The 22286-nt window shown below is 72.0% G+C and carries 18 protein-coding genes and 1 pseudogene; 12 read left to right on the forward strand and 7 right to left on the reverse strand.

Features of this window, described 5'->3' with window-relative positions; all coding sequences use genetic code 11:
• Positions 1-20 precede the first annotated feature (20 nt).
• The 3 genes from AA23TX_RS18470 to AA23TX_RS18480 all read right to left on the reverse strand — a co-directional run bounded on the left by AA23TX_RS18470 (position 21) and on the right by AA23TX_RS18480 (position 4069).
• Positions 21-1244, reverse strand: coding sequence for a cytochrome P450 (locus tag AA23TX_RS18470; RefSeq protein ID WP_155543741.1), 1224 nt, complete (start codon positions 1242-1244; stop codon positions 21-23).
• Between the two features lie 112 nt (positions 1245-1356).
• Complete coding sequence (glpK, locus tag AA23TX_RS18475) at positions 1357-3306, reverse strand: glycerol kinase GlpK (protein WP_155543742.1); 1950 nt, start codon at positions 3304-3306, stop codon at positions 1357-1359.
• A 10-nt stretch (positions 3307-3316) separates the two neighbouring features.
• Positions 3317-4069 carry an IclR family transcriptional regulator gene (locus AA23TX_RS18480; protein ID WP_155543743.1) on the reverse strand — a complete coding sequence of 251 codons (753 nt, stop codon included), beginning with the start codon at positions 4067-4069 and terminating at the stop codon, positions 3317-3319.
• A gap of 153 nt (positions 4070-4222) precedes the next feature.
• Between AA23TX_RS18480 and AA23TX_RS18485 the strand changes: the two genes are divergently transcribed.
• From AA23TX_RS18485 to argG, 4 genes are all read left to right on the forward strand, one after another.
• Positions 4223-5044, forward strand: coding sequence for an MIP/aquaporin family protein (locus AA23TX_RS18485; RefSeq protein ID WP_155543744.1), 822 nt, complete (start codon positions 4223-4225; stop codon positions 5042-5044).
• Positions 5045-5058: 14 nt separating this feature from the next.
• Positions 5059-6573 (forward strand): glycerol kinase GlpK, encoded by a 1515-nt coding sequence (gene glpK, locus AA23TX_RS18490; protein ID WP_155543745.1) that lies wholly within the window; start codon positions 5059-5061, stop codon positions 6571-6573.
• Entirely contained in the window at positions 6570-8279 is a 1710-nt protein-coding gene (gene glpD / locus AA23TX_RS18495) for a glycerol-3-phosphate dehydrogenase (RefSeq protein ID WP_196425371.1), read from the forward strand. The genes glpK (AA23TX_RS18490) and glpD overlap by 4 nt, the downstream gene beginning before the upstream one ends.
• Before the next feature lie 455 nt (positions 8280-8734).
• Positions 8735-10183 carry an argininosuccinate synthase gene (gene argG / locus AA23TX_RS18505; RefSeq protein WP_155543747.1) on the forward strand — a complete coding sequence of 483 codons (1449 nt, stop codon included), beginning with the start codon at positions 8735-8737 and terminating at the stop codon, positions 10181-10183.
• A 50-nt stretch (positions 10184-10233) separates the two neighbouring features.
• On the opposite strand, the gene AA23TX_RS18510 is transcribed toward argG, so the two are convergent.
• The 3 genes from AA23TX_RS18510 to AA23TX_RS18520 form a co-directional block, all read right to left on the reverse strand.
• Complete coding sequence (locus tag AA23TX_RS18510) at positions 10234-11244, reverse strand: medium chain dehydrogenase/reductase family protein (RefSeq protein WP_155543748.1); 1011 nt, start codon at positions 11242-11244, stop codon at positions 10234-10236.
• 75 nt (positions 11245-11319) lie between these two features.
• Positions 11320-11889 carry a TetR/AcrR family transcriptional regulator gene (locus tag AA23TX_RS18515; RefSeq protein ID WP_155543749.1) on the reverse strand — a complete coding sequence of 190 codons (570 nt, stop codon included), beginning with the start codon at positions 11887-11889 and terminating at the stop codon, positions 11320-11322.
• Positions 11890-11953: 64 nt separating this feature from the next.
• Entirely contained in the window at positions 11954-12661 is a 708-nt protein-coding gene (locus AA23TX_RS18520; protein WP_155543750.1) for a S1 family peptidase, read from the reverse strand.
• A 370-nt stretch (positions 12662-13031) separates the two neighbouring features.
• Between AA23TX_RS18520 and AA23TX_RS18525 the strand changes: the two genes are divergently transcribed.
• The 6 genes and pseudogenes from AA23TX_RS18525 (at position 13032) to AA23TX_RS18550 (ending at position 18694) form a co-directional block, all read left to right on the forward strand.
• The gene (locus AA23TX_RS18525) at positions 13032-13622 is read left to right on the forward strand and encodes a DUF6801 domain-containing protein (RefSeq protein ID WP_155543751.1); all 591 of its coding nucleotides are present in this window, start codon (positions 13032-13034) and stop codon (positions 13620-13622) included.
• 196 nt (positions 13623-13818) lie between these two features.
• Positions 13819-14406, forward strand: coding sequence for a papain-like cysteine protease family protein (locus tag AA23TX_RS18530; RefSeq protein WP_155543752.1), 588 nt, complete (start codon positions 13819-13821; stop codon positions 14404-14406).
• Positions 14403-15170, forward strand: coding sequence for a hypothetical protein (locus AA23TX_RS18535; protein WP_155543753.1), 768 nt, complete (start codon positions 14403-14405; stop codon positions 15168-15170). Before AA23TX_RS18530 ends, AA23TX_RS18535 begins: the two co-directional genes overlap by 4 nt.
• Positions 15171-15238: 68 nt before the next feature.
• Positions 15239-15856 (forward strand): annotated as a pseudogene (locus tag AA23TX_RS50210) (Lrp/AsnC family transcriptional regulator); the annotation flags it as partial.
• Between the two features lie 427 nt (positions 15857-16283).
• Positions 16284-17423, forward strand: coding sequence for a serine hydrolase domain-containing protein (locus AA23TX_RS18545; protein ID WP_155543754.1), 1140 nt, complete (start codon positions 16284-16286; stop codon positions 17421-17423).
• Between the two features lie 35 nt (positions 17424-17458).
• Positions 17459-18694 carry an FAD-binding protein gene (locus tag AA23TX_RS18550; protein WP_155543755.1) on the forward strand — a complete coding sequence of 412 codons (1236 nt, stop codon included), beginning with the start codon at positions 17459-17461 and terminating at the stop codon, positions 18692-18694.
• Between the two features lie 3 nt (positions 18695-18697).
• Here AA23TX_RS18550 and AA23TX_RS18555 read toward each other — a convergent pair whose 3' ends face one another.
• Entirely contained in the window at positions 18698-19672 is a 975-nt protein-coding gene (locus tag AA23TX_RS18555; RefSeq protein ID WP_155543756.1) for a LacI family DNA-binding transcriptional regulator, read from the reverse strand.
• Between the two features lie 230 nt (positions 19673-19902).
• Here AA23TX_RS18555 and AA23TX_RS18560 point away from each other — a divergent pair, with 230 nt between their 5' ends.
• Both AA23TX_RS18560 and AA23TX_RS18565 read left to right on the forward strand, forming a co-directional pair.
• Positions 19903-20871 carry a pectate lyase family protein gene (locus AA23TX_RS18560; protein ID WP_155543757.1) on the forward strand — a complete coding sequence of 323 codons (969 nt, stop codon included), beginning with the start codon at positions 19903-19905 and terminating at the stop codon, positions 20869-20871.
• Positions 20872-21083: 212 nt separating this feature from the next.
• On the forward strand, positions 21084-22265 hold the full coding sequence (locus AA23TX_RS18565; RefSeq protein ID WP_155543758.1) for a Gfo/Idh/MocA family protein: 1182 nt from the start codon (positions 21084-21086) through the stop codon (positions 22263-22265).
• Positions 22266-22286 lie beyond the last annotated feature (21 nt).

Below are 22286 nucleotides of genomic sequence, written 5' to 3' on the forward strand. Positions count from 1 at the left end.
AACGGAGGCAGCGGCGCGCGTCACCGGGTGAGCGGCAGCGCCGCCATCCCGCGCAGCGCCGGGTTCCGGCGCCGCTCTGCCGGGCCCCCGAGCCGCAAGCTCGGGAAGCGCTTCCCGAGTTGTTCGAGCAGGACGGTCATCTCGAGCCGGGCCACGGCCGCGCCGAGACACAGGTGCAGGCCGTGGCCGAAGAACAGCCCCCGGCCGGCGTCGCGCGTGATGTCGAAGCGGTCCGGGTCCGCGAACCGCGCGGGGTCCCGGTTCGCCGCGCCGTTGAGCACGATGACCAGCTCCCCGGTCGCGACTCGCGCGCCGTCGAGCGCGGCCGGGCGGGCGGCCGCGCGCTGGCTCATCTGGGCCGCGCCGTCCCACCGCAGGATCTCCTCGGCCGCCCCGGCCGCCAGCCCGGGATCGCCCGCGAGCAGGGCGAACTGATCCGGATGGGTCAGCAGGGCGTGGATCCCGTTGCCCAGCGCGCCGGCGGTGGTCTCGTAACCGCCGCCGAACAACACGACGAGCGAATTGAGCACGTCCTCGACCGGCATCGGTTCCGCGTCGGCGGCGGGGCGGGTCAGCAGCGCGGACGTCAGGTCGTCACCGGGATCCGCCCGCCGCAGCGCGATGAGCTCCGTGAAGTAGGCGCGGAACTCGACGGCGGCCGCGTCGACCTCGGCGCGCAGGTCCGCCGGCATCGCCGGGTCGACCTGCTTGCCGATCAGGTCGGTGACGCCGCGGAGCCGGTCGTGGTCGGCTTCGGGCACGCCGACCAGTCCGCCGATCACCGCCATCCCGAGCGGGTAGAGCACGGTGCCGACGAACTCCGCGGCGCCGCCGTCCGCCGTGGCGTCGGCGAACCGGTCCAGCACCCGGTCGACGGCCCGGCGGACCGTGGGCTCCAGTTCCTGCACGCGCCGGACGGTGAAGTCCCGCATGAGCAACCGGCGCTCGCGCGTGTGCTCCGGCGGGTTCTTCCACGGCAGGAGCGCGGCCAGCAGCACCATGGCCGGGTTGTCGCGCCAGCCCGGCGTGTGCCGGTCGCGCCACTGGGCGTCGAGCACGAGGAAGGTTTCGCCGTCGGCGAGCACCGCCTGGCAGTCGGCGAACCGGCTGAGCACCCAGCCGCCGAAAACTTCGCTGCGGAAGATCGGCGTCTCTTCGCGGAGCTTCGCGTAGATCGGGTACGGATCGGCGAGCCCGCCCGGGGCGGACAGGGACAGCAGGGCTTCGTCGGCGGCTGCGGACATGGTGCTCCCTCCAGTGGCGAACCGGTTCCCGCAGTCTTCTCCCGGTTCCCGCGCCGGGGCAGGGGTCCGGACCCGCTTCACCCGGATGGCAGGCCGGGCTCCGGCCGCCGCGTCAGAGCGTGAGGCGGTCGCCGAGTTCGCGGAGGTGGGCGGGGCTCCCGCAGTCGAGGTCCAGCTGGCGGCGGCGTTCCGCCACGAACGCCCGCCCCAGCCCCGTGCGGTCCGAAGTGGACATCGTGCGGCGCAGGTCGTTCAGCAGCCCGCGTTCCTCCCCGCGTACGTGCGCGTCGACCACGTTCTCCAAGCGCAGCAACGCCTTTTCGAAATCATCGGCTTCGAGAACGGCGAGAAGTTCGTCGGCGAAGGAAGAACCCGGCGAGTCCGGGCGGACGATCCGCTCGGTCGCCGTCGCGTGGGCGACCAGGAGCGCCGCCAGCTCCGCGACCAGCGCCGGACGGTCGGCTTCGGTGTTGCGCAGGTCCCGCAACAGCTGCTCGAACCGGCGGTGGTCGGCGAGCAGCACCTCGACCAGGTCGGACCCGGGCGCGACGGCGGCCGGGCCCGGACGCATCCAGCCGAACGTCAGCTCCACCGCTTGGCGCCAGTGCGCGTACTCGGAGTCGCGGCGGGCCGGGTCCATCGCCGGGAGCCACTGGCCGGCGCGGTGCCAGTTGCGCCGCAGTCCTTCCAGGTCCGGCCAGTACCCGACGGACAGCCCCGCCGCGTACGCCGCGCCGAGCGACACCGTCTCCGCCACCATCGGGCGGACGACCGGGACGTCGAGGACGTCCGCGACGCACTGCATCAGCAGGTTGTCGGCGGTCATCCCGCCGTCCACCTTCAAGGACGTGAGCGCCAGCCCGGAGTCGGCGTTCATCGCGTCGACGACCTCGCGGGTCTGCCAGCCGGTCGCCTCGAGCACCGCCCGCGCCAGGTGGCCCTTCGTGATGTACGACGTCAGCCCGGCGATCACCCCACGCGCCTCGCTGTGCCAGTGCGGGGCGAACAGCCCGGAGAACGCGGGGACGATGTAGCAGCCACCGTTGTCCTCGACGGTCCGGGCGAGGGTCTCGATCTCGGGGGCGCTGCCGATCAGCTCGAGCCCGTCGCGGAACCACTGCACCAGCGACCCGGTGACGGCGATCGACCCTTCGAGCGCGTACACCGCCGGCTCGTCGCCGATCTTGAACCCGACCGTGGTGAGCATGCCGTGGGTGGACAGCACCGGCGTCGAGCCGGTGTTGAGCAGCAGGAAGCTGCCGGTGCCGTAGGTGCACTTCGCCTCGCCGGGCGCGAAGCACGTCTGGCCGAACAGCGCCGCCTGCTGGTCGCCGAGCGCCGCCGCGATCCGGATCCCGGGGACCACGCGGGTCGTGGTGCCGTAGACCTCGGTCGACGACCGGATCTCGGGCAGCATCGCGCGCGGGACGTCGAAGAAGTCGAGCAGCTCGTCGTCCCAGTTGAGGGTGCGCAGGTTCATCAGCATGGTGCGCGAGGCGTTGGTGACGTCGGTGATGTGCACGCCGCCCTCGGCGCCGCCGGTGAGGTTCCAGATCAGCCAGCTCTCGATGGTGCCGAAGAGGACGTCGCCGCGTTCGGCGCGTTCGCGCAGGCCGGGTGTGCGTTCGAGCAGCCAGCGGACGCGCGGCGCGGAGAAGTACGTCGCGAGGGGCAGGCCGCACAGCTGCCGGACGCGGTCGGCCCCGGGTTCGCGGGCCAGCTGTTCGAGCATGGCGTCGGTGCGGGTGTCCTGCCAGACGATCGCGCGCCCGATCGGGTTCCCGGTGTGCCGGTCCCACAGGACGGTGGTCTCGCGCTGGTTGGCGATCCCGAGGCCGACGACCTGGTCCGCGGTGGCACCGGCGTCGGCCAGTGCCTGGGGGACGATCCGCGAGAGGTTCCGCCAGATCTCGACGGCGTCGTGCTCGACCCACCCGGGGCGCGGGAAGTGCTGCTGGTGTTCGCGTTGGACGACCGAGACGAGCCGGCCGCGCGCGTCGAACAGGATGCACCGGGTGGAGGTGGTGCCCTGGTCGATGGACATCACGTACCGCTGGACCATGCCCCTCCCTTCACCATCGCGACGCACCCAAGTCTCGCGAAACCGCCCGCGCCGCGTCCCGGACGTGGCCCAGTAGCCGCGCGCTCGGGGTTCCGTCCGGCTCGCAGACGCGCTCCACCGCTCCCGACACCCCGATCGCACCCACCACGATGCCGCCGTGGCCGCGGATCGGGGCCGCGATCCCCGCCTCGCCGGAGATCATCTCGCCGTTCTCCACCGCCCAGCCCGCTTCGCGTACCTTCGCACACGCGCGCTTGATCGCGGTCTGCGTGACCAGGGTTCGCCGTGTGTAAGCCTCCGGTGACGCCGCGAGCGTCGTGTCGTAGGCCAGCAGCACCTTGCCCAACGCGGTCGCGTGCAGCGGCAGCAGCGTGCCGACGTCGAGGGTCTGCAGGGTGTCGTCCGGCCGGAACACGTGGTGCACCACCAGCACCCGGCCCTCCAGCGGCGCGCCGATCCGGACCGCTTCGCCGCTGCGCGAGGCCAGCGCGTCGGCCCAGTTGATCGCCCGCGACCGCAGCTCGTTGACGTCCAGGTAGCTCGTGCCCAGGTGCAGCAGCGTCGCCCCGAGCTGGTACTTGCCGGTGTCGCGGTCCTGCTCGACGAACCCGACGCCCTGCAGCGTGCGCAGGATGCCGTGCGCCGTCCCCTTGGCCAGTTCGAGGGATTCGGCGATCTCGCCGACGCCGAGCCGTCCCGAGCCGCGCGCCAGCAGCTTGAGGATCGCGGCGGCGCGCTCGATGGACTGGATCGGACCCGGCACGTCCGCACCCTAGCCCGACCGGGCCCGATTCGACAATGTCGAACATCGTCTTCGCGCGTTCGACAATGCCGACCCGCCTCCGTTGACCCGGTGTTTTCGCGAACTTAACTTTCATCCACCAGGGGGAACGAATGGTCCTTTGTGGAGGAAGCAATGGTGCGAAACCTCAAGGCCCACGGACTCGCCGGCGAGATGGCCGCCGAGTTCGTGGGGACGATGATCCTCATCCTGTTCGGGTGCGGGGTGGTGGCGCAGGTCGTCGCCGCGGGCATCGGGGACCACGACAGCATCGCCTGGGCCTGGGGACTCGGCGTCACGCTCGGTGTCTACGTCGCTTCGCGGATCAGCGGCGCGCACCTCAACCCGGCCGTGACCGTCGCCCTCGCGGTGTTCAAGGGCTTCGAGTGGCGCAAGGTCGCCCCCTACGCCCTGGCCCAGACGGCCGGCGCGTTCCTCGCCGCCCTGCTCGTGCGCTGGAACTACACCGAGGTGCTCAACGCCAAGGATCCCGGCCTCACGGTCAAGACCCAGGGCGTGTTCTCCACCCTTCCGGGTAACGGCACGCTCCCGGTGGGTGACTGGGGCGCCTTCCGCGACCAGATCATCGGCACCGCGATCCTCGTCCTGGTGATCTTCGCGATCACCGACCTCCGCAACACCTCGCCGGGCGCGAACCTGGCCCCGGTCGTCGTCGGCTTCCTCGTCGTCGCGATCGGCATGGCCTGGGGCACCAACGCCGGCTACGCGATCAACCCCGCCCGCGACTTCGGCCCGCGCCTGGCGTCCTGGCTGACCGGCTACGACACGGCGTGGTCCGACCAGTACGGCTTCCCCTACTGGTGGATCCCGATCGTGGCGCCCGTGATCGGCGCCGTCATCGGCGGCGCGATCTACAAGTTCCTCATCGAGCGCCACCTGCCCGCCGGGGAACCGCTGGACGCCATGCCCGCCAAGGACTTCGAGACCGCCGCCTGAGAAGGAGCACGACCATGCCGGACTTCGTCGGTGCCGTCGACCAGGGCACCACCAGCACCCGCTTCATGATCTTCGACCACGGCGGCAACGAGATCGCCCGCCACCAGCTCGAGCACGAGCAGATCCTGCCCAAGCCGGGCTGGGTCGAGCACGACGCCACCGAGATCTGGGAACGCACCCGCTCGGTCATCGCCACCGCGCTGACCAAGGCCAACCTGACCGTCGGTGACCTCGCCGCGCTCGGCATCACCAACCAGCGCGAGACGACCGTGGTGTGGAACCGCCGCACCGGCCGCCCGTACTACAACGCCATCGTCTGGCAGGACACCCGCACCGACCGGATCGCCTCCGCCCTGGAGCGCGAGGGCAAGGGCGAGGTCATCCGCCGCAAGGCCGGCCTCCCGCCCGCGACGTACTTCTCCGGCGGCAAGCTGCAGTGGATCCTTGAGAACGTCGAGGGCGTGCGCGAAGACGCCGAGAAGGGCGACGCCCTCTTCGGCACCACCGACTCGTGGCTCATCTGGAACCTCACCGGCGGCCCGGACGGCGGCGTCCACGTCACCGACCCGACGAACGCCTCGCGCACCATGCTGATGGACCTCGAGACCCTGGACTGGGACGACGAGCTGCTGTCGTTCTTCACCGTCCCGAGGCAGATGCTGCCGGCGATCAAGCCGTCGTCGAACGCCGGCTTCGGCACCACCCGCGCCGGCGGCCCGCTCGGCGGCGAGGTCGTGATCACCGGCGTCCTCGGCGACCAGCAGGCCGCGACCGTCGGGCAGGTCTGCTTCCGGCCCGGCGAGGCGAAGAACACCTACGGCACCGGCAACTTCCTGCTGCTCAACACCGGTCACGAGCTGGTCCGCTCGAAGCACGGCCTGCTGACGACCCTGTGCTACCAGTTCGGCGACGAGAAGCCGGTCTACGCGCTGGAGGGCTCCATCGCCGTCACGGGGTCGGCCGTGCAGTGGCTGCGCGACCAGCTGGGCATCATCAGCGGCGCGTCGCAGAGCGAAAGCCTGGCCCGCCAGGTCGAGGACAACGGCGGCATCTACTTCGTCCCGGCGTTCTCCGGCCTGTTCGCGCCGTACTGGCGCTCGGACGCCCGCGGCGCGATCGTCGGGCTCACCCGCGCCACGACCAACGCTCATCTCGCGCGGGCGACCCTGGAGGCGATCTGCTACCAGACCCGCGACGTCGTCGAGGCCATGCAGAACGACTCCGGCGTCACCCTGGACGTGTTGCGGGTGGACGGTGGCGTCACCGCCAACGAGCTGTGCATGCAGCTGCAGGCGGACATCCTCGGTGTCCCGGTGTCGAAGCCGGTCGTCGCGGAGACGACCGCGCTCGGCGCCGCCTACGCGGCCGGGCTCGCCGTCGGCTTCTGGAAGTCGACCGACGAGCTGGAGCAGAACTGGAACGAGGACAAGCGCTGGCAGCCGTCGTGGACGGAAGAGCAGCGGGCCGAAGGCTACGCGGGCTGGCAGAAGGCCGTCGGCCGCACGCTCGACTGGGTCGACGTCGAATGACCACGAGGAGGAACACCGTGACCGCCCTTTCCCCGAAGTACCGCGCGGACGCCCTGCGGAAGCTGGCGCGTGAAGAGGTCGACGTCCTGGTCGTCGGCGGGGGAGTGACCGGCGCCGGCGTCGCGCTCGACGCGGCTTCGCGCGGGTTGTCCGTCGCGCTCGTCGAAGCGCGGGACTTCGCCGCCGGGACGTCCAGCCGCTCGTCCAAGCTGATCCACGGCGGCCTGCGCTACCTGGAACAGCTGGACTTCAAGCTGGTGCGCGAAGCGCTCAAGGAACGCGGGCTGCTGCTGCAGACCCTCGCCCCGCACCTGGTCCGGCCGGTCAAGTTCCTGGTGCCGCTGAAGCACCGGGTGTGGGAGCGCGGCTACATCGGCGCCGGCGTCACGCTGTACGACACGCTCGGCGGGGCCCGGGCGCTGCCGCGGCACCGGCACCTGTCCAAGCGCGGCGCGTTCAAGGCGGCGCCGGGCCTGGCCGACGACGCGCTGATCGGCGCGATCCAGTACTACGACGCCCAGGTCGACGACGCCCGGCACACGATGACGATCGCGCGGACGGCCGCCGAACAGGGCGCTTCGGTGCTGACGCGGGCTCGGGTGACGTCGCTGCTTCGCGACGGCGAGCGCGTGGTCGGCGCGAAGGTCGTCGACCGCGAGAGCGGCGCCGAGATCGAGGTGCGGGCCAAGACCGTCGTCGCGGCGACCGGCGTGTGGAGCGACGACATGGCGGAGGCGGCGGGGATCCCCGCGCCGTTCACCGTGCGCGCGTCGAAGGGTGTCCACCTCGTGGTGCCGCGGGAGAAGATCGACCTCGACACCGGGCTGATCCTGCGTACCGAGAAGAGCGTGCTGTTCGTCATCCCGTGGGGCAAGCACTGGCTCGTCGGCACGACCGACACCGAGTGGGACCTCGACCGCGAGCACCCGGCGGCGAGCCGCGCGGACGTCGACTACGTGCTGGAGCACCTCAACGCGGTGCTCCGGACGCCGGTGACGCACGACGACATCGAGGGCGTGTACGCGGGACTGCGTCCGCTGCTCGCCGCGAAGGCGGCCGCGACGACGAAGCTGTCGCGGGAGCACGCGGTGGCGCACCCGGTGCCGGGCCTGGTGATCGTGGCCGGCGGCAAGTACACGACCTACCGGGTGATGGCCGCGGACGCGGTCGACGTCGTGGTCGACGAGCTGGGCCGCCCGGCTCCGCCGTCGTGGACCGACCGGCTGCCGATCGCCGGCGCCGAGGGGTACCACGAGCTGTGGGCCGACCGCGCTTCGGTCGCTTCGAAAACCGGACTGCCGCTGCCGCGCGTCGAGCACCTGCTGCAGCGGTACGGCACGCGGATCTGGAACCTCGCCGAGCTCATCAAGGAGGAACCGTCGCTCGGTGAGCCGATCACGGACACGTCGGAGTACCTCCGCGTGGAAGCGGTGTACGCGGTTTCGCACGAGGGCGCGCTGCACCTGGAGGACGTCCTGACCCGGCGGACGCGGATCTCGATCGAGGAACGCGACCGCGGCGTGGCGGCGGCCCCGGTGGTCGCCGGGCTGATGGCCCCGGTGCTGGGGTGGGACGCCCACCGCGTCGACCGCGAGGTGGCCAACTACCTCGCGCGGGTGGAAGCGGAGCGCTCGGCACAGGAAGCCCCGGACGACGCGGCGGCGAACGCCACCCGCCTCGCGGCCCCGGCGCTCCTGTCGAGCTGATCCGGCGTGCTCACGGAGCTGGGACGCATTCCAGCTCCGTGAGCACGTAACGGGCGTTGGCCGAGATGACGGGCCCGTCCACTGTGGAGCGTCGAGCGCTTCGGCCCAGACGTCGAGGGCCGCGTCCACGTCGAACGGCTCGCCGGTGCGGCCCAGTTCCTCGATCGCGCGGCGAGGGTCCGGGCTTCCTTCGCGATGTCACCGGCGCCGCCCGCGGTCAGCGGGAGCCGGACCGTCAGGTCGTCCCCGAGGCGGTACACGGCGTTGACTGTGCCGCCGGAAGCCAGGGGAGTGATCGGCCGGTCCGCCGCTCCGGGAACTGGCCGCGCAGCAGCCGCGGACGAGGGCGGTGTCGATGGCGGGCATGGGATCACCGAACACGCACGTCAACGCGATTTGGTGAGCCGGGGCACCCCGGATTGCACGACGATGCATGGGCGTGCATAATCATTCGCATGTCCAAGGTGCTCACTTCCCTGCCCGTCGGCGAGCGTGTCGGTATCGCCTTCTCCGGTGGCCTCGACACTTCCGTAGCGGTCGCGTGGATGCGCGACAAAGGCGCGGTCCCCTGCACCTACACCGCCGACATCGGCCAGTACGACGAACCCGACATCGAGTCGGTGCCCGGCCGCGCCGGGCAGTACGGGGCCGAGATCGCGCGGCTCGTCGACTGCCGGGAAGCCCTCGTCGAAGAGGGGCTCGCGGCGCTGACGTGCGGGGCGTTCCACATCCGCACCGGCGGCCGCAGCTACTTCAACACCACGCCGCTCGGCCGCGCGGTCACCGGCACCCTGCTGGTGCGCGCCATGCTCGAGGACGACGTCCAGATCTGGGGCGACGGCTCCACCTACAAGGGCAACGACATCGAGCGGTTCTACCGCTACGGCCTGCTGGCCAACCCCTCCCTGCGCGTCTACAAGCCGTGGCTCGACGCGGATTTCGTCACCGAGCTCGGCGGTCGCAAGGAGATGTCGGAGTGGCTGCTGGCCCACGACCTGCCTTACCGCGACAGCACCGAGAAGGCCTACTCGACCGACGCCAACATCTGGGGCGCCACGCACGAGGCGAAGTCCCTGGAGCACCTGGACACCGGCATCGAGATCGTCAAGCCCATCATGGGCGTGGCGTTCTGGGACCCCGAGGTGGAGATCGCCACCGAGGACGTCACCGTCGGCTTCGAGCAGGGCCGGCCGGTGACGATCAACGGCAAGGAGTTCGCCTCCGCCGTCGACCTGGTGCTGGAGGCCAACGCCATCGGCGGCCGCCACGGCCTGGGCATGTCCGACCAGATCGAGAACCGGATCATCGAGGCGAAGAGCCGCGGCATCTACGAGGCGCCGGGCATGGCGCTGCTGCACGCGGCCTACGAGCGGCTCGTCAACGCGATCCACAACGAGGACACCCTCGCCAGCTACCACAACCACGGGCGGCAGCTCGGCCGCCTGATGTACGAAGGCCGCTGGCTGGACCCGCAGGCGATGATGCTGCGCGAGTCGCTGCAGCGCTGGGTCGGCACCGCGATCACCGGCGAGGTCACCCTGCGGCTGCGTCGCGGCGAGGACTACTCGATCCTCGACTCGACCGGCCCGGCGTTCAGCTACCACCCGGACAAGCTGTCGATGGAGCGGACCGAGGACTCGGCGTTCGGCCCGGTCGACCGGATCGGCCAGCTGACCATGCGCAACCTCGACATCGCGGACTCGCGGGCCAAGCTGGAGCAGTACGCGAGCCTCGGCATGGTCGGGGGGAACTCGCACCCGAAGCTGATCGGCGCGGCGCAGGCGGCGTCGACCGGCCTGATCGGCGCGATGCCCGAGGGTGGCGCCCAGGTGATCGCCTCCCGCGGCAAGACCGACGACGACGAGCTGCTCGACAGCGCCGCGATGGAGTTCGGCACGGACTGATCCGCCAGACCCGAAGGCCACCACGCTCGCCGTGGTGGCCTTCGGTGTGTTCAGGGGACGAGCACGACCTTGCCGGTGACGGTCCCGGATTCGGCCAGGCTCAACGCCTTCGCCGCGTCCTCGAGCGGGATCCGCGCCGCCACCTGCGCCCTGAGCTGCCCCTTCGCCGCCAGGGCGAAGACGGCCGTCAGGTCCTCGGCGAGGCGCGCGCGGAAGCGGGTGAGGTTCCGCTTGCCGCCCCAGACGTTGTAGAAGTGCGTCCGGCGGCGGTTGGGGAGCGCGTTCCACCACAGCAGCCGCGCGACCAGCTTCAGCACGGCGGGCTTCGCGCTGCCGCCGGTGTTCACCGTGGACACGCTGCCGTAGGCGACCAGGGTGCCGCCGGGGGCCAGCAGGCGGAACGAGTCGACGATGCCGGGGCCGCCGATGTGGTCGAAGACGGCGTCGACCCCGCCGGGTGCCAGCTCGCGGACCCGGGCCGGGACGTCGCCGCGGTAGTCGAGGGCGGTCGCGCCGAGCGCGGTCACGGCGTCCAGGTTCCGGGCCGAGGCGGTCCCGATCACCTTGATCCCGGCCGCCCGGGCGAGCTGGACGAGCGTGGTGCCGACGCCGCCGCTCGCGCCGTGGACGAGGATCGTGCCGCCGGCCCGCACCCGCGCCTTCCGGTGCAGCATCTGCCACGCCGTGATGCCGTTGACCACGAACGTCTCGGCCTCGGCCGCGTCCAGCCCGTCGGGGACCGGCACGAGGTCGGCGGCCGGGACGACGAGGTGGCTGCTCCAGCCGCCGATCTTGGTCATGGCGGCCACGCGGCGCCCGACGAGGGCCGGGTCTTCGGCTTCGAGCACCGTGCCGACGACGTCGTACCCGGGCACGAACGGGAACGGCGGCTGGTCGTAGTACTTCCCGCGGCGCATCTGCTGCTCGGCGAACGAGACCCCGCTCGCCTCGACGCCCACGAGGGCCTCGCCGGCCCCGGGCCGCGGCAGCTCGCGGTGCTCGACGCGCAGGCCGTCCGGCTCGACGAGGCTGGGGAGGACGATTTCGGTGGTGGTGGTCATGGTGGGTTCCTTCCGAGGTGTGAGTGACTGGTCAATCACTCAATGGGCGCGAAAAAGGGGACGGCGGGGTCGGGTTCAGTTTTTGCCGGGGTGGCGGATGCCGGCGGCGAGCACGGCGGCCCAGTCGCCGGCGCGGTCGTCGAGGTCGAGGGTGGCGATGAGGTGGCAGAGCTGGCCGTAGGCGATGAAGCGCTGGACCTGCTCGCCGTCGGCGCCCGAGCGCTCGAGGGCGAGTTCGGTGACCTTCGCCAAGCCGCGCCGCAGGGCGTCGGCGATCTCGGGCGTGTCGGCGGCCGACTGGGCGTGCACCTGCAGCATGAGCAGGTTCCGGTCGGCGATGAGCTCGGCGTAGGCGCCGCCCATCTCGTAGAGGATCCGGCCGGGGTCGTCACCGCCGGCGCGGGCGGCGCCGTTGGAGAGAGCGTGCGCGACGAGCTCGAAGCACCGGTCGATCGCGGCGACGAAGAGGGAAACCTTGCCGGGGAACAACTTGAAGACGTACGCGGGGGAGATGTCGGCCCGCGCGGCCACGGCGCTGATCGGCGTGCTGTGGTACCCGCCCCGGGCGAACTCGGCGATGGCCGCGTCGACGACGACGTCCCGCCGGGCGTCCGAGGTGGAGAGGGTGGCTCCGCGCTTGGTCATGTGAGTGACCGTACACTCACTCTTGCCGCCGAAGCAAGCCCCCGGTTTCCCGGGGGCCGCTCGCTCAGACGCCCGCGGTGGCGGAGATCCAGTCCCGGTACTTCGTGATGTTTATGTAGGCCGTGTACGACTGGCGGTCGCTCGTCGACGCCACGCCGACCTGCTTGCCTCCTGCGTACATCGGGCCGCCGGAGTCGCCGCCCGCCGTGATGCCGTCGCCGCGGTTCGCGCACACGGAGACGCCCGCCGCGCCGTCCGGGCAGTCGATCGAGCTGACGCTGACCTTCGCGACCTTCAGCAGCTGCGACTGGCACTCGATCTCGGGCTTGTCGGTGCAGGTCGCGCCCCAGCCGTAGACCTCGGCCTGGTCGCCCACCTTCACATCACCCTCGCTGCCCAGCGGCGCGTACTCGGTCTGCACCTGCTGGTCGATCTGGACCAGCGCGATGTCCGAGTCCGGCGCCTCGTGCACGGAGGTGGCGTTGACGGTGGTGCCCTTCGTCTGGTCCAGGTCGCCGACGTGGAAGCTGATCGGCTTGCCGTCGGCACCCTGGGTGCAGTGGCGGGCGGTGAGGATCCAGTCGGGCGCGATGATCGTCGCCGAGCAGATCTCCTGGCCGCCGGCGAACATCCGGGCCGCCGAGTGGAGCGAGCCGGCATCGCTGCCGTCGATGATGGCCGGCTGAGCGGCCAGGGACGGCGCCGCGGCCGCGAGTGCCGAGAGCAGGACACCGGTGACGACTACGCCGGTTCGCGCGATACGTTTGCGCACTTGAGGATCAACCTCCCGCCGCGGACCGGGGTCTCGCGGTGACGTGTGGTGAAGGACACGCCTACCGTCACTGCTGTGGGTGAATCTCCGTAACCCGCCGATAGTCGGTTGATCCAAAACGCGACTTTCGTCGTGGGCCGTCCGGCGGATCGCGGGTGACACGGTCTGCCGCGCTGCCGTCGGGCGGCTGCTGACGCACGTGAGTGCCCGCGAGCCGGAAACTGTCACGCGGGAAAGCGCACCTCACAAAAAACAATGCGCGCCACGCAAAGGCGCGTGACAAATTCCGGGCCCACGGAAAAGCGCATTGGCCGGTTGGGAAGTTTCCGCCTAGCATCCGAAAGGCCGTTCGACGACGAAAGGACCGGAGATGACGGAAACCCTTCTGCGGAAAAAGCGCTTCCTGGGAATCGGGCTCGCCACGCTGCTCGCGGGCGCGGTCGCCGTGCTTTCCGCGGGACCGGCCGCGGCGGCCGAGAAATCGCTGACCTACCGGGGCGGCTTCCCGCTGATCGGCGACCAGCAGGTCACCGTGGTCGTCAAGGCGGACATCCCCGCCACCGCGACCGCCGGCACGCCGGTCTCGGTGCCGTTCAGCCTCGACGTCGACGCCGGCCAGGCCGCCGGTGACGGCCTGCGCCTCGTCGGGGCCACCAAGATCTCCGGCACCATCGCCTCCAAGGTCGACCTCGCGATCGGCGGCCAGTCCGTGGCGATCCCGATCGAGCTGCCGATCCCGGAGACGCCCGTCCCCGCGGAAGGCACCCTGAAGTTCACCGCGCAGGGCCAGGTCGACTTCACCGTCCCGGCCGGCACCCCGGCGGGCGAAGCGACCAGCAGCGTCGACTCCGCGGCGACCACCCACGTCGTCACCGACAGCGGCCTCGGCGAGTTCGACGTCGACCTCACGCTCGACCCGCCGGACCAGGACGCCACCCTCGGCACGACGACAGTCGGCTGAACCCGCCGCTCCGGCCCGCCGGAATCCACCCGGCGGGCCGGAGCCGATGCCGGAATCCGGCACCCGGGAAATGCCGGGATCCGCCGAAACCGTTCTCTCCCAACGTGATCCTCCCTTAGTAGGTACCGGTTCACCGGTCGTGCGCGGAGTATTCCCTGCCACCACGTCGAATCGTCACCGAGTGGAGGACCACTTCGTGAAAACCACATCAGGAGTTCTGCGTGGACTCGCCGCGGTTTCGGCCGCCGTGGCCGCCGTCGTCGCGCTGCAGGCGCCCGCGACCGCGGCCGCCGCGCGGACCGACCTCGGCATCACCATGCAGGCCCAGCAGAAGGACCAGTGGTGCTGGGACGCCAGCGGGAACACGATCGCCGACTACTGGGGATATTCGCTTTCCCAGACGCGGTTCTGCCAGATCGCCCACAACGAATCCGGCAGCGACTGCGCCAACAACCAGGGCTACCTGTCCGACCAGCAACGGGTGTTCCGCTCGCTCGGTTTCTCGAACGTCGGGTCCTACAACTCGAACGGGCAGGTCCTTTCCTTCGCCACCATCAAGAACCAGATCGACGCGGGACAGCCGATCGGCACCCGCATCGGCTGGCGCTCCGGTGGCGGCCACATGCACGTCCTCTACGGGTACGACAACGCGAGCGGTGCGACCCGCGTCGAATACGGCGACCCGTGGCCGAACAACAGCCGCTACAACTCCATGAACTACGACACCTACCGCTCCAACACGCAGTTCCAGTGGACGCACACGCTGTACGGGATCGAGGGATGAGCGTGCTGAAGAAGGCGATGGGCGCGGCCGTGCTGGCCGGTGCCGCGATGCTCACCACCGCCGGTGCGGCCGGCGCGGCCACCGGACCGGCCGGCACCCCGACCGCGGCCGACACCGCCGCGATCGGCCAGGTCACCGGCGGCCAGTCGACCCTCGACCGGCTCGCGACGACGAAGTTCCCCGGTGCCCACCCGGCACCGGTGGCGCAGGCGGCGAACGCCGACCCGCGCACCCAGGTCGCGGTCTACGAGCCGACGGCGGCGTTCGTCGCCGGAGCCTCGGACGTCTTGGCCGCGCTCGCCTACGTCGCGGTCCCGGCGCGGACCGGCGACGGCACCACGGCGACCGTCTGGGCCGAGCGGCGGGGCGCGGCCTGGACCGTCGTCAACGTCGCTTCCGGGGACTACGAGCGGAAGTACGGAGAGGCGGCGGCCGGCGGCTATCTCCTGCACGAACCGCAGGTCAACGCCTGGTACGCGGTGCACGGCGACTCCGTGACGGTGCTGGACGGCTCGGTCACCGGCCTGGCCGCCGGCACGAAGCTGACCGTGCGCGACTACCGCGCGGCCCTGCACCAGCGGTACGCGGACAAGCTGCCGGGCTCGGCCTACGACCGCGACGGCGCGGGTGGCGGCTACGGCGGCCGCGAGCGCGCGGTTCCCGCCGCCGACCCCGGGGACACGCCGGTGCTGCCGTTCGTCCTCGGCGGCGTCCTCGTGCTGGTGGCCGGCGCGGTCGGCGCGCCGCGCCTGCGACGCCGGTAAGCGGAGCGGGGCCGCCGGTGCGTCCGGCGGCCCCTTGGCAGGTGATCATGATCAGGCCAGAATGCGCCATGCCCGTTTCCCCGGCCGCCCCGCCGGAACCGGCGCGGCCGAGCGGTCCGGACCTCGCACTGGTCGAGGCGCTGCAGCGCGACCCGCGGGCGCCGTGGACACGGATCGCCGCGGCCGTCGGCACCGACGCGACGACGGCCGCGCGCCGCTGGGACCGCCTGCAGGCGGCCGGGCTGGCGTGGCTGACCGCGTACGCGACGGCCCCGACGACCACCGTCGGCTACGTCGACCTGGCCTGCCGCCCGGACGCGCTGACCGAGCTGACCCGGGAGCTGTGCGGCTGGCCGTCGGTGTTCAGCGTCGAGCGCACGACCAGCCGGTTCTCCCTGTTCCTCTCCCTGGCCGCCCGCGACCTCGACGCGCTCGACGGCCTGGTCACCGGCCGCCTCGGCGCCCTGCCCGGGGTGCGCGACGTCCGGTTCGCCGTGGCCACGCGCGTCTACCGCGAGGGCAGCGGCTGGCTGGTGAACGCGCTGGCCCCGGAACAACGCGCGGTGCTCGACGAGACGGCGGCGCAGGCCCGGCTGGTCGTCCCGCAGCAGTGGGACGACCGGGACCTGCGGGCTCTGGTCGAGTCCCTCGGCGAGGACGGCCGGCGCAGCTACGCCGAACTGGCCCGCGACTGCCGGATGAGCGAGTCGGCGGTCCGCCGCACGCTCGCGCGGATGCTGCGCAACCACGAGCTCGACTTCCGCTGCGACCTCGCGCACGTCCCGGCGGGCTGGCCGGTGATCGCGGGCTACCGCCTCGACGTCGCCGCCGGCGACCTGGACCGCGCCGGGACGGCGATCGCGCAACTGCCGGAGACGCGGCTCTGCGCCGCGGTGGTGGGGGAGGGGAACCTGGTGGTGTCGGCGTGGCTGCGGGAGCCGGCCGGCTGCACGGGCTACGAGACGCGGCTCGCGGCCGCGGCGCCCGGCACCCGTGTCCTCGACCGCGCGATCACGCTGCGGATGCCGAAGCGGATGGGCCGGCTGCTCAGCGCACGGCCTCGGCGGGGCCCACCAGGCGATCATCCCGGCCCGCTGACTACCGTCGGAAGCCATGAGCCTGCGCGAGAACCTGCGGCGTCACGTCGACGAAGGCACGCTGCCCGGTGCGGTGGCCATCGTGGACCGGGCCGGGCGCCCCGAGGTCGTGACGGTCGGCTCGGTGGACGTCGAAGGCAGCGGGCCGATGGCCGAAGACACGCTCTTCCGCTTCGCCTCCATCACCAAGCCGGTCACCGCCGCGGCGGTCCTGGCCCTGGTGGACGACGGCCGGCTGACCCTCGACGACCCGATCGGCCGGTGGCTGCCCGAGCTGGCGGACCCGAAGGTGGTGCGCACCCCGGCGAGCCCGGTCGACGACGTCGTCCCGGCGAAGCGGCCGATCACCGTCTTCGACGTCCTCACCGGCCAGGCGGGCTGGGGGTTCGCCGCCGACTTCACGCTCCCGGCGGTGCGGGCGCTCTTCCCCGTCCAAGGCGACGGCCGGGAGGTGCAGAGCTTCCCGCCGGCGGACGTCTGGCTCGCGCGGCTGGCCGAGGTGCCGCTCGCCTTCCAGCCGGGCGAGGCCTGGCTGTACGACACGTGCTCGACGATCCAGGGCGTGCTCGTCGCCCGCGCGTCCGGCCGGTCGCTGCCGGAGTTCCTCGAGGAGCGGATCTTCACGCCACTGGGCATGGCCGACACCGGGTTCGCCGTCGGGCCGGACCGGCGGGACCGGTTCACGGCCTTCTACAAGAAGACCCCGGACGGCCTGGTGCTCGCCGACGCCCCGGACGGCCAGTGGAGCACCCGGCCGGCCCTGCCGCTGGGCAGCGGCGGCCTGGCCGGGACGGCGGGCGACTGGGTGGCCTTCGGCCGGATGCTCCTCGCTTCCGGCGCGGCACCGGACGGCGGGCGCGTGCTCAGCCCCGAGTCCGTCCGGTTGATGACCACCGACCACACCACCGCCGCGCACCGCGAGACCGGCGCGCTCTTCCTGGAGGGCCAAGGCTGGGGGATGGGCGGCGCGGTGGACATCGCCGCCGTCGAGCCGTGGACCGTCCCGGGCCGCTACGGCTGGGTCGGCGGCACCGGCACCACCGCCCACGTCGTGCCCGCCACCGGCACGGTCGCCGTGCTGCTGACCCAGGTCGGCGAAGACAACCCGGTGCCCCCGGAGTGGATGCGCGGCTTCTGGCGGGACGCGGCCGCGTAGGGTCGGCGGTGAGGATCCGGCACCGTGGAGGGACATTGGGCGAGCAGAACTGGGCCGGCAACCACGCCTACGGCGCGGACTCGGTGCTGACTCCACGCACGGTCGACGAGGTGCGGGAAGCCGTCGCGGCGGCGTCGCGGGTCAAGGCGCTGGGCAGCCGGCACTGCTTCAACGACATCGCGGACACCCCCGGCGGTGTCCTGCTGGACCTGCGCGCGCTCGACGTCCCGGTGGAGATCGGCGACGGCACGGTGACGGTCGGCGGGTCCGCCCGCTACGGCGACTTCGCCGAACAGCTGCACGCGGCGGGGTTCGCGCTGCCGAACCTCGCGTCGCTCCCGCACATCACGGTGGCCGGCAGCGTCGCGACCGGCACCCACGGCTCCGGGCGACGGCAGCCGGGCCTCGCCTCGGCCGTGTCGGCGGTCGAGCTGGTCACCGCGAACGGCGAGCTGCGGACGTTCACCCGCGCCCACGCCGAGTTCCCGGGGCTGGTCGTCGGCCTCGGCGCGCTGGGCGTCGTCACGCGGATCACGCTGGACGTCGAGCCCGCGTTCGACGTGCGGCAGGACGTCTTCGACGGCCTGCCGTGGGAGGCCGCTTACCGGCACTTCGACGAGATCGAGGACGCCGCCTACAGCGTCAGCCTGTTCACGAACTGGGTGAACGACACGATCGACCAGGTGTGGCTCAAGAGCCGCGTGGACGCGTTCACCGCGCGGACGGACCTGTTCGGCGCGGTCCCGGCCGACGGGCCCCGCCACCCGGCGCACGCGGCGGGCATCGCGGCCGGCAACTGCACGCCGCAGCAAGGGGTCCCGGGCCCGTGGCACGAGCGGCTGCCGCACTTCGCGCTGGCGTTCACCCCGAGCGTGGGGGACGAGCTGCAGTCGGAGTACTTCGTGCCGTACCGGGACGCGGTGGCGGCGGTGCGGGCGGTCCGCGAGATCGGCGCGCTGCTGGCGCCGGTGCTGCTGGTGTCGGAGATCCGCGCGATCGCGGCGGACGAGCTGTGGCTGAGCCCGTGTCACGGCGGTGATCGCGTGGCGCTGCACTTCACGTGGCAGCCGCGGCAGCCGGAGGTGGAGGCGGTGCTCCCGGTGCTGGAGGAGCGCTTGGCGGCGTTCGGCGCCCGGCCGCACTGGGGCAAGCTCTTCCACACGGCCGGGCCGTACCCGCGAATCGATGATTTCCGCACGCTGGCCACGGAACTGGACCCGCGCGGCAAGTTCCGCAACCCGTTCCTGGACCGCCACGTCTTCGGCGGCTAGGGCCTACGCCGGCGGGGCCGTGGTCGCGCGGACGATCAGGTACGTGTCCAGCACCTGCGCCGTGTGCTCGTCGGCGGCGCCGTCGAGCAGGTCCAGCAGGATCGTCACCGCGGCCCGGCCCGCCGCCTCCGTCGGCATCGCGATCGTCGTCAGCGGCGGGGCCGAGATCGCCGCGAAGACGAGGTCGTCGAAGCCGACCAGGCTGATCTCGTCCGGCACCGGCACGCCGCGGGCGTTGAGCCGTGCGAGTGCGCCGAACGCCACCAGGTCGTTGTAAGCCACGATCGCCGTCACGTCCGCGGCCAGCGCCAGGTCCGCGCCCTGCAGCCCGCCCTCGAACACCGGCGGGAACGGGCCGAACTCGACGACCTCCGTGCCGTGGCGCTCGGCCGCCTCCGCCAGGCCCGCCCGGCGCGCGCGGTTGGCCCACGACATGCGGGGGCCGCCGAGGTACGCGCAGCGGCGGTGGCCCAGCGCGGCCAGGTGCTCGATCGCCTGCCGCATCCCGTCGGCCGCGTCCATCACGATCGACGGGATCCCCGGCACCTCGCGGTTGAGCAGCACCAGGGTCGTCTGCGTGGCGAGCGCGCGCAGCTGGTCGTCGGTCATGCTCGGGCTGCCCAGCACGACGCCGTCGACCTGCCGGGCCATCCGGCGCACCAGGTTCTGCTCGGTCGCCGGGTCCTGGTCGCTGCTCGCGAACAGCACGGCGACGTCGTCCTGGCGCGCGCGGGCCTGGACGCCGTCGAGCACGCCGGTGAAGAACGGGTTGCCCAGGTCCGACACCACGATGCCGATGTGCCCGGTGCGGACGACGGGCTGCGGAGCACCGACGGCGTGGTACCCGAGCTCGCTCGCCGCGGCCAGCACCCGGCTGCGGGTCTGGTGCCGGACCAGGTCCGGGGACGTGAACGCGCGCGACACGGTCGAGATCGACACGTTGGCCCGGCGGGCGACGTCGTGAATGGTCACGCTCACGGCTACTCCTCGGCAGGCTCTGCGCAACATCATGGAAACGCCCGGCAGCGTTGTCAACAACGGATCGCCTTGCGGCAGCGAGGATCCGGCCCCCGCAGGGCCATTCGGCTGGGCTTCCGGTGAAAACCCTGAAAATCGTTGACCGGGTTTTGCTGCAAATCGTAGAACGGAGTCTCCGCCGTGTTCCCCGTTCCCCGGGGCGCGGGTCCCCACCCCCTCAGAGGTGCCTGATGACCAGGAAAGCCCGGTTCTGCCTGCGCGTTTTCGCCACGGCCGCCTTCGCCGCGGCGATGGTTCCCACCGGAGTCGCGCACGCCGCTTACGAAAGTTCCCCCGTCGGCTTCGGCGCCGGCACGACCGGCGGCGCGGGCGGCGAGACCGTCACCGTGACGACGGCGTCGGCGTTCGCCGACGCGGTGACGGGCACCACGGCCCGGACGGTCCGGGTGAGCGGCAAGATCGCCCTGGCGAGCAAGACCCTGGTGAAGATCGGGTCGAACAAGACGATCCTCGGCGTCGGGTCCGGTTCCGGCTTCACCGGCGGCGGGCTCGCCGTGGACAAGTCGTCGAACGTGATCATCCGCAACCTGGCCATCGCCAAGGCCGTCGGCACCGACGCGATCCAGATCCAGCGCGGCGCCACCCGCGTGTGGGTCGACCACAACGACCTGTCGTCCGACCTCGACCACGGCAAGGACTACTACGACGGCCTGCTCGACATCAGCCACGCGGCCGACGGGATCACCGTGTCGTGGAACAAGTTCCACGACCACTACAAGGTCTCCCTCGTCGGGCACAGCGACAACAACGCGAGCGAGGACACCGGCAAGCTGCACGTGACCTACAGTCACAACTGGTTCGAGAACGTCAACTCGCGGCTGCCCAGCCTGCGGTTCGGCACCGGGCACGCCTACGACAACTATTTCCACGCGGTCACCGATTCCGCCGTGCATTCGCGGATGAACGCGCAGTTCCTCGCCCAGAACAACGTCTTCGAATCCACCAAGGTGTGCCTGGAAACGACCGGTGACAGCGATGTCGACGGCTACCTCAACGAGTCGGGCAACTCCTTCGGCGGCTGCACGAACAAGATCACGCGCACCGGCAGCATGACGAACGCACCGTATTCCTTCACGCTGGAGCCGACTTCGACGGTCAAGGCCACCGTGACGGCGGGTGCGGGCGTCGGCCGGATCTGACCGGCGGCCGACCGTGCGGTCGGTTCGAGTAAGCGCTTACTCGAACCGACGCCCGCCGTTCGGAGTATCCGGCCTTCGACGAATTCGAAACAGTGTCCCGAACATTGACACACTTGTCGCGAACGCCCTACCGTGACCACCGGAAGTTTCTCCCGAACTGCCCATTCGTCAGTTCCCGCGCGGCCGGAGCCGGTCGCGCCGATCGGAGACCCATGTCGGGGAGCAGGCGCCGCACCGTCGCGGACCCGCCGAGGCTGGCCGTGGTCGGCACGTCCGGCTACGCGTTCAGCTACCTGCACCGCGCGCGCATCCTGCACGACGAGGGCCTGGTCCGGTTCGCCGGCATGGCCGACGTCCGGGTGCCGTCGGCCGCCGCGATCGCCTTGCTGCCCGAGGGCGCCACGGCGCACGTCGGGGTCGACGACCTGCTCCGCCGCTGCTGTCCCGACATCACCGTGGTCGCGACCCCGCCGCACGCGCACGTCCGCGTCGGCGGCGCGGTGCTGCGGGCGGGCGGCGACCTGCTCCTGGAAACCCCGCCGGTGCTCGACCTGGCCGGGTTCCGGACCCTGTCCCGGCTGGCCGCGGAGAACGGCTCGGCCTGCCAGACGGGGTTCCAGAGCTTCGGCTCGCCGGCGCTGCCGGTGCTGCGGGCGGCGATCGCGGCGGGGAAGCTCGGCGAGGTGGCGGGCGTCGGCGCGGCCGGGGCGTGGATCCGCACCGACGCCTACTACCGCCGCAACCCCTGGGCGGGCCGCCGGTGGCTGGACGGCGAAGCCGTGGTCGACGGCGCGCTGACCAACCCGTTCTCCCACGCGGTGGCCACCGCGCTGCTCGTCGGCGGGGTCGGCGGGCGCGATCCGGCGGAGATCGCCCTGGAGCTTTACGGCACGCGCGACATCGAAGCCGACGACACGGCGTGCCTGCGCATCCGCTTCGACCGCGGTCCCGAGATCGTCGTCGCCGCGTCGCTGTGCGCCGAGCAGGACCACGAGCCCTACGTGGTGGTGCACGGCACGAAGGGGCGGGCGAAGTTCTGGTACAAGAGCCACCGGCTGGAGCTCGACGACGAACGGGTCCACCTCGGCGAACCGGTGGACCTGCTGCGGAACCTGGTGGCCCACCGGCTCGACCCGGCCGGGGTCCCGCTGCTCGCGCCGCTGCCGGCCACCCGCGCGTTCGCGTCGGTGGTCGAGGCGGTGCGGGACGCGCCGTCGCCGGCCCGGATCCCGGCGGGCTGGATCCGCACGGCGGGTGAAGGGGCGAGCCGGCACCCGGTGGTCCGCGGGATCGGCGAGGAGGTCGCCGTGGCCGCGGACCGGCTGGCGCTGTTCTCCGAGATCGGCGTCCCGTGGGCGAGCGCCGTCCGCCGGGGCGCGCAACACACCGGGTAGGCCTCCCCGGTGCTGCTCGCG

This window comes from Amycolatopsis camponoti (genome assembly GCF_902497555.1).
In the GTDB taxonomy this organism is placed as follows: domain Bacteria; phylum Actinomycetota; class Actinomycetes; order Mycobacteriales; family Pseudonocardiaceae; genus Amycolatopsis; species Amycolatopsis camponoti.

Excerpts from the sequence above, each read along its gene's own strand:
- AA23TX_RS18470 (WP_155543741.1), bottom strand. The coding sequence starts at position 1,244 with ATGTCCGCAGCCGCCGACGAAGCCCTGCTGTCCCTGTCCGCCCCGGGC.
- glpK (WP_155543742.1), bottom strand. The coding sequence starts at position 3,306 with ATGGTCCAGCGGTACGTGATGTCCATCGACCAGGGCACCACCTCCACC.
- AA23TX_RS18485 (WP_155543744.1), top strand. The coding sequence starts at position 4,223 with ATGGTGCGAAACCTCAAGGCCCACGGACTCGCCGGCGAGATGGCCGCC.
- glpK (WP_155543745.1), top strand. The coding sequence starts at position 5,059 with ATGCCGGACTTCGTCGGTGCCGTCGACCAGGGCACCACCAGCACCCGC.
- glpD (WP_196425371.1), top strand. The coding sequence starts at position 6,570 with ATGACCACGAGGAGGAACACCGTGACCGCCCTTTCCCCGAAGTACCGC.
- argG (WP_155543747.1), top strand. The coding sequence starts at position 8,735 with ATGTCCAAGGTGCTCACTTCCCTGCCCGTCGGCGAGCGTGTCGGTATC.
- AA23TX_RS18510 (WP_155543748.1), bottom strand. The coding sequence starts at position 11,244 with ATGACCACCACCACCGAAATCGTCCTCCCCAGCCTCGTCGAGCCGGAC.
- AA23TX_RS18515 (WP_155543749.1), bottom strand. The coding sequence starts at position 11,889 with ATGACCAAGCGCGGAGCCACCCTCTCCACCTCGGACGCCCGGCGGGAC.
- AA23TX_RS18525 (WP_155543751.1), top strand. The coding sequence starts at position 13,032 with ATGACGGAAACCCTTCTGCGGAAAAAGCGCTTCCTGGGAATCGGGCTC.
- AA23TX_RS18535 (WP_155543753.1), top strand. The coding sequence starts at position 14,403 with ATGAGCGTGCTGAAGAAGGCGATGGGCGCGGCCGTGCTGGCCGGTGCC.
- AA23TX_RS18545 (WP_155543754.1), top strand. The coding sequence starts at position 16,284 with ATGAGCCTGCGCGAGAACCTGCGGCGTCACGTCGACGAAGGCACGCTG.
- AA23TX_RS18560 (WP_155543757.1), top strand. The coding sequence starts at position 19,903 with ATGACCAGGAAAGCCCGGTTCTGCCTGCGCGTTTTCGCCACGGCCGCC.
- AA23TX_RS18565 (WP_155543758.1), top strand. The coding sequence starts at position 21,084 with ATGTCGGGGAGCAGGCGCCGCACCGTCGCGGACCCGCCGAGGCTGGCC.